At 70.8% G+C, this 11,584-nt stretch carries 8 protein-coding genes; 5 read left to right on the plus strand and 3 right to left on the minus strand.

The genetic code is table 11. The features are described 5' to 3' along the window. Positions 1-13 precede the first annotated feature (13 nt). A complete protein-coding gene (locus tag ACIBH1_RS36280) occupies positions 14-1,168 on the plus strand; it encodes an NAD(P)/FAD-dependent oxidoreductase (RefSeq protein WP_397318543.1) in 1,155 nt (384 codons plus the stop codon). On the opposite strand, the gene ACIBH1_RS36285 is transcribed toward ACIBH1_RS36280, so the two are convergent. Further along, complete coding sequence (locus tag ACIBH1_RS36285) at positions 1,165-3,978, minus strand: tetratricopeptide repeat protein (protein ID WP_397318544.1); 2,814 nt, start codon at positions 3,976-3,978, stop codon at positions 1,165-1,167. The two genes, ACIBH1_RS36280 and ACIBH1_RS36285, sit on opposite strands and share 4 nt — an antisense overlap. A 98-nt stretch (positions 3,979-4,076) precedes the next feature. Between ACIBH1_RS36285 and ACIBH1_RS36290 the strand changes: the two genes are divergently transcribed. From ACIBH1_RS36290 to ACIBH1_RS36300, 3 genes are all read left to right on the plus strand, one after another. After that, the gene (locus ACIBH1_RS36290) at positions 4,077-4,367 is read left to right on the plus strand and encodes a hypothetical protein (RefSeq protein WP_397318545.1); all 291 of its coding nucleotides are present in this window, start codon (positions 4,077-4,079) and stop codon (positions 4,365-4,367) included. A 110-nt stretch (positions 4,368-4,477) separates the two neighbouring features. Then, a complete protein-coding gene (locus tag ACIBH1_RS36295) occupies positions 4,478-5,791 on the plus strand; it encodes a cellulose binding domain-containing protein (RefSeq protein ID WP_397318546.1) in 1,314 nt (437 codons plus the stop codon). 32 nt (positions 5,792-5,823) lie between these two features. Further along, the gene (locus ACIBH1_RS36300; RefSeq protein WP_397318547.1) at positions 5,824-6,789 is read left to right on the plus strand and encodes a sporulation protein; all 966 of its coding nucleotides are present in this window, start codon (positions 5,824-5,826) and stop codon (positions 6,787-6,789) included. A gap of 43 nt (positions 6,790-6,832) precedes the next feature. Here the strand turns inward: ACIBH1_RS36300 and ACIBH1_RS36305 are convergent, their stop codons facing one another. Beyond that, positions 6,833-8,761: an amino acid transporter gene (locus ACIBH1_RS36305; protein WP_397318548.1), complete on the minus strand. Its 1,929-nt coding sequence runs from the start codon at positions 8,759-8,761 to the stop codon at positions 6,833-6,835. A 186-nt stretch (positions 8,762-8,947) separates the two neighbouring features. On the opposite strand from ACIBH1_RS36305, the gene ACIBH1_RS36310 reads away from it, so the two are divergent. Further along, positions 8,948-9,763, plus strand: coding sequence for an SAM-dependent methyltransferase (locus ACIBH1_RS36310; protein WP_397318549.1), 816 nt, complete (start codon positions 8,948-8,950; stop codon positions 9,761-9,763). A 57-nt stretch (positions 9,764-9,820) separates the two neighbouring features. On the opposite strand, the gene ACIBH1_RS36315 is transcribed toward ACIBH1_RS36310, so the two are convergent. Beyond that, positions 9,821-11,212, minus strand: a complete 1,392-nt coding sequence (locus tag ACIBH1_RS36315; RefSeq protein WP_397318550.1) for an MDR family MFS transporter — start codon at positions 11,210-11,212, stop codon at positions 9,821-9,823. Positions 11,213-11,584 lie beyond the last annotated feature (372 nt).

Genomic DNA, 11,584 nt, shown 5'->3' on the forward strand with positions numbered 1-11,584 from the left:
AAGGGACAGGACGATGGCACAGCGGATTGTGATCCTGGGAGCGGGCTACACCGGCATGACGGCCGCGATGGCCACGGCCCGGCGGCTGCGCCGGAAGGACGTCCAGATCACCCTGGTCAACCCCGAGACGCGCTTCACCGAGCGGCTGCGGCTGCACCAGACGGCCGCGGGCCAGGAGCTGAAGAACCTGCAGATCCCCGACATGGTGGCCGGGACGGGCATCGAGTTCGTCCAGGGCTGGGTGAGCGGGATCGACCTGGACGCCCGCGTCGCGCACCTCGACGGCGGGCGCGGCGTCGCCTACGACATCCTCGTCTACGCGCTCGGCAGCGTGACGGACATCGCGACCGTGCCCGGCGTGGACGAGAACGCCTACACCCTCAACACCGCCGCCGAGGCGCGGCGGCTGGCCGAGCGGCTCACGACGGTGGACAGCGTGGTGGTCGGCGGCGGGGGCCTGACCGGCGTCGAGTCGGCCGCCGAGATCGCCGAGACCCACCCCGGCCTGCAGGTCTTGCTGCTCAGCCGGGACGTGCCCGGCTCGATGATGGGCGAGAAGGCGCGTGCCTACCTCCACGCGGGGCTCAAGCGGCTCGGCGTCGAGGTCAGGACGGGCGTGGAGATCGCCAAGGTGCTGCCCGACGCGGTCGAGCTGGCCGACGGCGAGCGGATCGATACCGGCGCCACCCTGTGGACCACCGGGACCCGGGTGTCGCCCATGGCGGCGCAGGCGGGCCTGACCGTCGACGAGCGCGGCAGGATCGTGGTCGACGAGACGCTGCGCTCGGTGTCGCACCCCGAGGTCTACGCGGTGGGTGACGCCGCCGCGATCCGCCAGCCGTACGGGGTGATCCACGGCACCTGCCAGAGCGGCATCCCGACCGCCGCGCACGCCGCCGACGCGGTCGCCAGGCAGGTGACGGGCAGGCAGCCCAAGCCCTTCCGGTTCGGCTACATCCACCAGCCCGTCAGCCTGGGGCGCCGCGACGGCGTCATCCAGTTCACCCGGCCCGACGACACCCCCCGCGGCCTCCACCTCACCGGGCGGTGGGCGGTGGCCTACAAGGAGTTCGTCAGCTCGAGCCCGTGGAAGACCTACGGACTGCTCAAGAGGTACGGCGGAGCCGTGGCGTGGCCGCGCGGGGGCCGCGCCACCCGCACGGCCTAACCGAGGCCCGCGGCGAGGAACGCGCGCACCTCGTCGGACTCGGGAACGCCCAGCTCCTCGTACAACCGCAGGGCGGCCTGGCCGTGCTCGCGTGCCTGATCCTCCTGGCCGAGGCTCAGGTGGGCACGGGCCAGGCCCTCGTGCGCGCGGGCCTGCTCCGGCCGGTCGCGCGTCGCTCCCTCCAGCGCCCTGGTGTGCTCCTCGACCGCCCGCGCGGCGTCGCCCAGCGCCAGCGCCGCCTCGCCCATCCCGTTGAAGGCCGAGGCGGCGTCGCTGCTGTTGCCCACCTCGCGGTAGATCTCGCCGGCCCGGCGGTGGCGCTCCATCGCCTGCTCCGGCTGGCCCTGGTGGCGCAGGACCGAGCCGAGCTGGTTGAGCACCCTGGCCTCGCCCACCGCGTTGCGCTCCTTGCGGTGCAGCGCGAGGGCCAGGTCCAGGTGGCGCTGCGCTTCGGCGGGACGGCCCATCTGGTCGAGGATCATGCCGAGGTCGCCCAGGACGAAGCCCTCACGCGACCAGTCGCCGGCGATGCGGGTCAGGTCGAGGGCCTCCTTCAGGTGCTTCTCCGCCGTCGCGCTCTCGCGTCGGCGCCAGGCCACGTTGCCCAGGGCGTTGAGCGCCAGCGACCTCTCGCTGGGGTCGTCGCAGGCGGCCAGCGCCTCGTGGGCGAAGCTCTCCGACTGCTCGTAGTCGCCGCGGCGCCAGTAGGTCCACGACAGGTCGGACATCGCGCGCCCCGGCGGCATCGCGCGCTCGCCCAGGGCGCGGGCCCGCTCCAGCGCGACGGTGTGCAGGGTCAGGGCGTCGTCGTGGTGGGCCTGGCGGTCCAGGTAGGGGCTCATGGCGACCGCGAGGTGGCTGATGCACACCTTGGGACCGTGGATCACGGTCGCGACGATGTTGGAGCGTTCGGCGTCGAGCCAGCCGATGGCCTCCACCCCGTCGGCGATCGGCTCGAACGGGGTGAGCACGGGCGGCATGTGCGGCCGGTCGGGCACGCTGTGCGGGAACAGCTGCTTGACCGCCGACCGCGAGCGGTGCAGGTAGTGCACCAGCAGCCGCATGAGCGCGTCGCCGTCGCCGTCCGCGTGGACGCCTTCCCCCTTGGCCAGGTCGCGGGCGTGCTCGCGCAGCAGGTCGTGCAGGGTGTAGCGGCCGGGCTCGCGCTGCAGGAGCATGTGCGCGTCGAGGAGGTTCTCCAGCAGGTCCTCGGCGTCGAAGACGGAGATGTCCGCCAGCGCGGCGGCCGCGTGCGGCTCGATGTCGCGGCCCGGCGCCCGCCCGAGCAGCCGGAACATGCGCTGCTCGGTGTCGTCGAGCTGCTCGTAGGAGACGGTGAAGGCCGCCGCCACGCTCCGGTCCGACATCGACAGCTCGGTGAGCCGCCTGCGCTCGTCGTTCAGGCGTCCGGCCAGGTAGGAGACCGTCCAGCGGGGGCGGTGCTGCAGGCGGGCCGCGCAGATCCTGATCGCCAGCGGCAGGTAGCCGCACAACTCCAGCACCTCGCGCACGGCCTCGGGCTCGGCCTCCGCCCGCTCGCCGACGATGCCCTGGAACAGCGCGGCCGCGTCGTCCTCCGCCAGCACGTCGACCGAGAGCGCGTGCGCCCCGTCGAGGCCGACCAGGCGACGTCGGCTGGTGATCAGCAGGAGGCTGCTCGACACGCCGGGGAGCAGCGGGCGCACGTGCTCGTCGTCCGCGGCGTTGTCGATGACGGCGATGATGCGGCGCTGCGCCAGCTCGGTCCGCCACAGGGCGCTGCGCTCGGCCTCGGTCGTCGGGATGTCGGTCAGGCCGAGCTGGCGCAGCAGCGCCTCCAGGGCGGCCGCGGCGGGCACGGGCTCCTGGCCCGCGGTGTGCGCGCGCAGGTCGATGAAGAGCTGGCCGTCGGGGAACCGGCCGGCCAGGCTGTGCGCCGCGCGTACGGCCAGCGTCGTCTTGCCGATGCCCGCCATGCCGTCGATGGTGACGATCGGGTGCTGGTCGGCGGCGACCAGCCGGTCGAGCTCGGCGCCGCGCCCGGCGAAGTCGGGGATGTCGTAGGGCAGGAAGCTGGAGCGGGTGCGCTCCCTGGCCGGGGGCGCGAGCGCCTCGGCGGCGGGTGCGAGCTTGAGCTTGGGGTCGTCGGCCAGCACGGCCTGCTCCAGCTCGGCGAAGGCGTGGCCGGGGTCGAGCCCCTGCTCGTCGGCCAGAGCCGTACGGTAGGAGCGGGCGGCGGCCAGGGCGTCGGCCTGGCGTCCCGAACGGTGCAGGGCCAGCACCAGGTGGCCGACGAGCCGTTCGCGCAGCGGGTTGGCGGCGACGTGGTCGGCCAGCTCGTCGAGCACCTCGCGATGGCGTCCCGCGGCGAGCTCGGCGTCCATGAGCCGCTCGATCGCGGTCAGCCGCCGGTCGTCGAGCAGTGCCCGCGCGCCCTGGGCGTAGTTGGCGCTCACGTCGGCCAGCGCCTCGCCGGTCCACAACTCCAGCGCCTCGCGGAAGCGGCCCTCGGCGACCAGGTCGGTGAAGACCTGCACGTCGAGCTGGCCCGGCTCGGGCTGGGCGACGTAGCCGCCCGACCGCGTCACGATGAGGTCGACCCCACGAAAGGCCCTGCGCAGCGCGGTGATCGCGGCATGGATCTGGGACCTGGCGGTGTCGGGCTGGTCGTAGCCCCACATCGCGTCGATCAGCTTCTCCAGGCTGATCACCCGCCCGGCGTTGATCAGCAGGTAGGCGAGCACCGCCCGGTGCCTGGGAGCGACGCCCGGCACCGGTTCGCCGTCCACGGTGACCTGCACCGGACCCAGGAGCGAAAAGCGGATCTCCACGGATCGTCCTCCCATCGTTGAAGCATCGTGAATCTATCAATTCGGGCAGACAGTCTGATCTCACACCAACCGTGACCTCGAAGGAAAGAGGAACCACCATGTCTGTCGTCCGCACCCACACCTACTCCGTCGACGCCGCCGACCTGCAGGAGTTCCTGGCCCGCCGGGCCTCGCTCATCGGCACGATCCGCGAAACCCACCCCGGCCTGGCCTTCGCCCAGCTCATCAAGCTCGACGACGGCACCTACCGCGACACCTGGCACTGGGAGGACGGCGCGCAGATGGGCGCCGCCTTCGCCGACCTGCCCTCGTTCGCGGAGGCGCCGCTGACGATGGCGCTCACCCGGAGCGCCACCGCCCAGAACGGCCAGGTCGTCGACGAGCGCTGATGAAAGTTACATGATCGCCCGCCGTGTTTTCCGAGGGTGCCGCCCAGGGCCCGCCCGTCGGGGTCCGCGCACCCTGGGCAGGGCGGGCGGGCAGACTCGACCATGGCCCCATGCGAACGCGCGCGGTCGTCCTGCCGCTCCTGCTGGCAATCCTCGGCACCCTCCTGTACGCCACCCCCGCCCACGCGGCGCCCGTGCGGATCATGCCGCTGGGAGACTCGATCACCGGCTCTCCCGGCTGCTGGCGGGCGCTGCTGTGGAACCGGCTGCAGAGCACCGGCCACACGAACATCGACTTCGTGGGCACCCTGCCCACCCAGGGATGCGGCGTCGCCCACGACGGCGACAACGAGGGCCACGGGGGATACCTGGCGACCAACATCGCCGCCCAGAACCAGCTGGTCCCGTGGCTGGCGGCCACCACCCCCGACATCGTGGTGATGCACCTGGGCACCAACGACGTCTGGAGCAACATCGCGCCCGCGACGATCCTCGGCGCGTTCACCACGCTCGTGGGCCAGATGCGCGCGAGCAACCCGAGCATGAAGATCCTGGTCGCCCAGATCATCCCGATGAACCCGTCGCAGTGCTCCGCCTGCGCCCAGCGGGCCGTGAACTTCAACGCCGCCGTCCCCGCCTGGGCCGCTGCCAACACCACCGCGCAGTCGCCGATCACCGTGGTCGACCAGTGGACCGGCTTCAGCACGAGCGCCGACACCTACGACGGAGTGCACCCCAACGCCGCGGGCGACCAGAAGATCTCCGACCGCTGGTACCCCGCGCTCACCGCTGCCCTGGGCGGCGGCACCACTGACACCACCCCGCCGACCACGCCGGGAACCCCGACGCCTGGCAGCCTCTCCTCCACGGGCGCGACCCTGACCTGGACGCCGTCGACCGACTCCGGCGGCTCAGGGCTGGCCGGCTACGACGTCTACCGCGAGATGGGCGGCACCGACCAGCTGCTCGGCAGCACCACCACACCCTCGCTCACGCTCACCGGGCTCACGCCCGCCACCGCCTACCAGGTCTACGTGCGCGCCCGGGACGGAGCGGGCAACCTGTCGCAACCCTCCGGCCTCGCCGCCTTCACCACCCAGCCAGGCGGCACCGGCGGCGGCTGCACGGCCGCGGCCACCGTCCAGACGCAGTGGAGCACCGGCTACGTCGTGCAGCCCGTCACCGTCGCCAACCCCGGCACGAGCACGCTGAACGGCTGGACGGTGACCTTCACCCTGCCCGCCGGACACGCCGTCACCGGCTACTGGAACGCCGCCGTCACCGTCAGCGGCCAGACCGTCACCGCCAAGAACCTCGCCTACAACGGCACCGTGGCGCCCGGCCAGAGCACCTCCTTCGGCTTCCAGGCCTCGCGCCCCAGCGGCAACAGCCAGTTGCCCACGGGGTACGCCTGCGCGGCCTAAGCTGGGAACCCCCACCCCTCAATGATCGTTTGATGCTCAGCACACTCGATTCGGAAGAGGAAAACGTGATCTTCAAGCGCATGCTCGGTGCCCTCGGCGTCGGCGGACCCAGCGTGGACACGGTGCTGTCCACGCGGAGCGTCCAGCCGGGTGGGCTGCTGTCCGGCGAGGTCAAACTCAAGGGCGGCGACTTCGACGCCGAGATCGAGCACATCACGCTGGGCCTGGTCGCCCGGGTGGAGCTCGAACACGACGGCGGTGAGGTCGGCGGGCTCGACGAGTTCTTCCGCTCGGAGGTCTCCGGGCCGTTCACGCTGCGCAAGGGCGAGGAGCGGGTGCTGCCCTTCCAGTTCGGCCTGCCGTACGAACTGCCCATCAGCGAGGTCGGCGGCAAGCCGTTGAAGGGGATGGCGCTCGGGGTGCGCACCGAGCTGGCCATCGCCAAGGCGGTCGACAAGGGCGACCTCGACCCGTTCGCGGTCGCGCCGCTGCCGTCGCAGGAGCGGGTCCTGCAGGCCTTCGGGCAGCTCGGCTTCCACTTCAAGTCGGCCGACCTGGAGGTGGGCCGCATCCACGGCGTGCGGCAGCAACTGCCGTTCTACCAGGAGATCGAGTTCTACCCCTCCCCGCAGTACTCCGCCACGATCAACGAGGTCGAGCTGACCTTCGTCGCCGACGCCGACCGGCTGGTGGTGGTCCTGGAGGCCGACAAGCGCGCCGGCCGGTACGGCGGAGGCGACGCCATCGGGCGCTTCGACCTCAGCCACGAGCAGGCGCTGCAGCTCGACTGGGCCAGCGAGATCGGGCGCTGGCTCTCGGGCCTGTCGCAGTACGGCTTCGCGGGGCACGGTCACGAGCCGGGCCACCACGGGCACCACGGGCACCACGGCTCCGGCCTCGGCACCGTGGCCGCCGCCGGAGCGGTGGGCCTCGTCGGCGGCATGATGGCCGCCGAGGCGGTCGAGGAGATCTTCGAGGACGACGGCGGCGACTGGTAGCCGCCACCTTTTCCCGGCCGGGGCTCGTCCCCGGCCGGGAAGCTCAGCCGACGTGCACCACGGGCCGTCGGGCCGGGTCGGGTTCGGCCTGGCGCAGGACCTCCCGGGTCAGCGGCGGGATGTCACCCCCGCCGAAGACCAGGTAACGCAGCAGCGCCCCGATCGGATTGCCCTCGGCGGCCCAGTGGAAGTAGACGTGCGGCGTCTTGCCCGTCAGGTCGCGCAGATGCAGCAGCAGCGCGGCGACGGCGTTGGCCACCGTGGTGCTCTGCATCGTCAGGATGCGGAAGCCATGGCGCTCCTCGCCCGAGACCCGCAGCTCCCCGGCGAACTCCGAGGCGTCGGGCACGGTGACCTCCAGGAACAGCAGGCCCTCCTTGGTGCGCAGGCGGTGCAGCTCCCAGGCCTCGCGTGCCTTGTCGACGTACTCCTTGGCGTCGCGGCTGTGCGGCTCGTTGGCCACCAGGTAGATCTCGCCCGCCTCGTTGATGAAACGCCTGGCCGTCTCGTCGAGGGTGATGCGGGTGACACGCAACTCGGTCGAGCGGGTGGCACGCGAGACCAGCGAGATGACCACGATCGCCAGGACGAACAGCAGCGCGATCACCAGGCCGTCGGGGCGCTCGATGATGTTGGCCACGGTGGCGTAGGCGAAGATCAGCGTGACGGCGCCGAAGAAGACCGCCGCCTTGATCGTGCGCCTGGTCCAGGCCGAGAGCGCGACGGCGACGGCGGCCGAGAGGATCAGTGCCAGCACGCCCGTGGCGTACGCGCCGCCCTGCGCCTCGACCTCGGCGCCGAACACCAGGGTGATGACGAACGCGATGACGGTGAACACGAGCACCATCGGACGGGCGGCACGGGTCCAGTCGGGCGCCATGCCGTACCTGGGCAGGTAACGCGGGACGATGTTGAGCAGCCCTGCCAGCGCCGACGCGCCGGCGAACCACAGGATCGCGATCGTCGACAGGTCGTAGGCGGTGCCGAACCAGTCGCCCAGGTAGAGGTGGGCCAGGTAGGCCAGGGCCCGGCCGTTGGCCGAGCCGCCCTCGGCGAACTCCTCCGCCGGGATCAGCACGGTGGTGGCGAAGCTGGAGCTGATCAGGAAGACGCTCATGATGAGCGCCGCGGTCGTCAGCAGCTTGCGCGCGCCCTTGATCCGCTCCGGGAGCGTGCCCTTGACCAGCGGCATCACCGCCACGCCCGTCTCGAAGCCCGACAGGCCCAGGGCGAGTTTCGGCATCACGTACAACGCGACGGCGACCATCGCGATCGGGCTGGAGTAGTCGGCCGTCAGGCTGTCCTGCCAGCTGGTGACCAGGTTCGGCGCCACCAGGACGTGCTGGAGCGCGACCCCCACGACGACGACGTTGAGCGCCAGGTAGACGGCCACCAGGACCACCGCGATCGAGATCGCCTCGCTGAAGCCCGCCAGGAAGACGCCGCCCAGCGCGGCGATCAGCACCAGCGTGACCGGCACCTGCCAGGTCGACAGGAAGTGCGGCACGAACGGGTTGTGCAGGATGTGCGCGGTCGCGTCGGCCGCCGACAGCGTGATGGTGACGATGAAGGCGGTCGCCACGAACCCGAGCAGGAAGAGCACCAGCAGCTTGCCCCGCCACCCGGGCAGCAGGCGCTCCAGCATCGACAACGAGCCGAGCCCGTGCGGGCTCTGCTCGGCGACGGCCCGGTAGGTCGGCAGCGCGCCGAACAGGGTCAGCGCGACCAGGACGAGCGTGGCGATCGGGCTGAGCGCCCCGGCCGCCAGCGCGGCGATGCCCGGCTGGTAACCGAGCGTGGAGAAGTAGTCGACACCCGTCAGGCACATGACCTGCCACCAGGAGTGCTGGTGGTCGGGCGGCTGCTCCTCGGCGGACCCGCCCACCAGCCCCTCGGGGCGTTGCAGCCCCTTCAGGAGCCAGCGCCTCAACGCCGGCTCCGGCGTCGAGACGGGATGATCCAGGCCGGCCATCCGGCACCTCCACGTCGGTCGAGTGACAGCTAGGCACGCTACTGACGGGGCGTAGGGATGGCGTATGGGGGAGGCATCAAGGATGCGTCAAGACAGGTATGGATGTGCACCGCTCATCGGCGGGCCTCCTCCGCGGTTGAACCGGGAGTTATGCTGGCGGAGCAATTCGTGCAGAAAGGGTCGAGTATGCGCGAAAGGGAATCGACGCCCGGCGGCATCGACACCTGGACCCCCAATGGCGCCCGAATCTACGACTACATCCTGGGCGGGCGGGACAATTACCCCGCCGACCGAGCGGCCGCGGACAAAATGCTCCAGTCCAACCCCGCCGCCAGGAACACGGCCCTGGCCAACCGCGCCTTCCTCGGCAGGGTGGTCACCCACCTGGCCGGCGAGGCCGGGATCACCCAGTTCCTCGACATCGGCTCGGGGCTGCCGACGCAGCGCAACGTGCACGAGGTCGCCCAGGCGGCCAACCCCGACGCCCGCGTCGTCTACGTCGACCTCGACCCCACGGTGATCCGCCACAGCCAGGCGCTCCTGGAACGCGGCGGGACCGGCAACGTCATGACCTTCCAGGGAGACGTGCGCAAACCGGGACGGATCCTCGAGGCCCCGCGCGTCAACGCCTTCCTCGACTTCAAACGGCCGATCGCCGTGCTCATGGTGGCGGTGCTGCACTTCGTCTCCGACGAGGAGGACGCGCACGGCATCGTGCGCCGGCTGGGGGACAGGCTCCCTCCCGGGAGCCACCTGGTCGTCTCGCACACCGCCGACGAGTCGCCGCCCGAGGTGAAGGCGGTGGCGCAGCAGGGGTTCCGGATGGCGGGGGCGATGCTGACGCCTCGGACGCGGGCGGAGATCACGCGGTTCTTCGACGGGTTCGAGCTGCTGGAGCCGGGCCTGGTCGACGTGCGCGCCTGGCGCCCCGAGCAGCCGGTGGACGAACTGGCCCCGGCGGGCTGGACCATCGTCGGCGGAGTCGCCCGACGCGACCCCTGACACGTGCAAAGAGGCCGAAGCGTCCTCGCCTCGGCCTCTTTCGTCGTGCCTGTCGGATCAGTGCCCGTGGCCCCCGAACTCGCCGGGGTTGTCGGCGCGGGCGGGCAGGAGCAGGGCCGTGACCACCACGGCGATCGACAACACCGCCCCGATGATGAACGCCAGCCGCATGCCGTCGAGCAGGGCGACGTCAGCCGCGACCCCCGTCGCCTCCAGCGCCTCGGAGCGGGCGCTCATGACCGTGACCACCAGCGCGGTGCCGAAAGCGGCGGCGACCTGCTGCAGCGTGCTCAGGATGGAGCTGCCGTGGGAGTACAGGTGAGGCGGCACGGCGCCGAGTCCGAGCGTGAACACCGGGGTGAAGAGCGCCGCCAGGCTGATCATCAGCAGGGCGTGGAGCCCGAGGAGCTGCCAGAACGGCATGGTCATCGAGACCTGGGTGAAGCCGGCCAGCGAGAGCGAGATGCCGATCGCGCCGGGGATGACCAGCACGCGCCCGCCGAACTTGTCGAACAGCCGGCCGACGGTAGGTCCGAGCAGACCCATCGCCAGACCACCGGGCATCACGAGCAGGCCGCTCTGCAGTTCGCTGAGCCCGCGGATGTTCTGAAGGTACAGCGGCAGCAGGATCATCGAGCCGAGCATCGCCATGAAGGCGACCGACATCAGGATCAGCGAGACCGTGTAGGTGCGGAAGCGCAGGGTGCGCAGGTCGAGCAGCGGGATGTCGCGCTTCTGGAGCGACAGCTGGCGCAGGACGAAGATCGCGATGGTGATCAGGCCGGCGGCGGTGATCGCCACGGCGAGGCCGAGGTTGTCGCCCGCGAAGCGGCTCAGGCCGTAGACGAGGCCGCCGAAGCCGGCCGCCGCGGTCACGACGCTGAGCCAGTCGATGGTGCTGGCCTTGGTCTCGCTCACGTTCTTGAGCTTGCGCAGACCGCCCCAGGTGATCAAAGCGGCGATCGGCAACACCACGGCGAACAGCAGGCGCCAGGAACCGAACTGCAGGATCACTCCCGACACCGCCGGGCCCATGGCGGGCGCGACCGAGATGGCCAGGGTCACATTGCCCATCACCCGGCCACGGTCGGACTCCGGCACGACCTGCATCAAGGTGGTCATCAGCAGCGGCATCATCACGGCCGTGCCGGACGCCTGCACGATGCGGGCGCCCAGGAGCACCTCGAACGTGGGCGAGACGGCGGCCAGGGCGGTGCCGGTCAAGAACAGGGCCATCGCGGTCGTATAGGCGGTGCGGGTGGTCACCCGCTGCAGGAACCAACCGGTGATCGGGATCACGGCGGCCATGGTCAACATGAAGGCGGTGGAGAGCCATTGGGCGGTCTGCTCGGTGATGTTCAGCGCGGCCATCAACCGGGGGATCGCGTTGATCATGATGGTCTCGTTGAGGATGACCACGAAGGTGGCCAGCACCAACAGCCGGATCACGGCAGGTGTGCGACCCGAGGTCTTCTCGGGCTCGAGCTTGGCAGGTGAATCTACCTGTGAAATAGACACAGCACCCCGATCAGAGTGGTTGGGATTGGCGTGGACTCGGCTGGTCTCCCAGCTCTCGGTCTCGCAAGTCGTCGTCATGTAAAGAGTGACTGACGCCACCGACAAAACTCATCGGTCGCCTTCCAGATTCGGGGACTCGATCTGAAATGTCACCTGATTTCACAGGTGAGCGGGGTTTATGTGGCGTGGCTCACAGCCTGCGGAAAAACCATTTGCGAGCCCACCGGGTGATCTTGATAGCCTGGAGGCATGCACCAGTTGTTCTTCCTCTGATTCCTCCGGGCCCGCGGCCCCGCTCCGATG

The organism is Nonomuraea sp. NPDC050663 (assembly GCF_044456985.1).
GTDB lineage: Bacteria > Actinomycetota > Actinomycetes > Streptosporangiales > Streptosporangiaceae > Nonomuraea.

Coding starts and splice junctions, on each gene's coding strand:
- ACIBH1_RS36280 (WP_397318543.1), top strand. CDS start 14: ATGGCACAGCGGATTGTGATCCTGGGAGCGGGCTACACCGGCATGACG.
- ACIBH1_RS36290 (WP_397318545.1), top strand. CDS start 4,077: ATGTCTGTCGTCCGCACCCACACCTACTCCGTCGACGCCGCCGACCTG.
- ACIBH1_RS36295 (WP_397318546.1), top strand. CDS start 4,478: ATGCGAACGCGCGCGGTCGTCCTGCCGCTCCTGCTGGCAATCCTCGGC.
- ACIBH1_RS36300 (WP_397318547.1), top strand. CDS start 5,824: ATGCTCAGCACACTCGATTCGGAAGAGGAAAACGTGATCTTCAAGCGC.
- ACIBH1_RS36305 (WP_397318548.1), bottom strand. CDS start 8,761: ATGGCCGGCCTGGATCATCCCGTCTCGACGCCGGAGCCGGCGTTGAGG.
- ACIBH1_RS36310 (WP_397318549.1), top strand. CDS start 8,948: ATGCGCGAAAGGGAATCGACGCCCGGCGGCATCGACACCTGGACCCCC.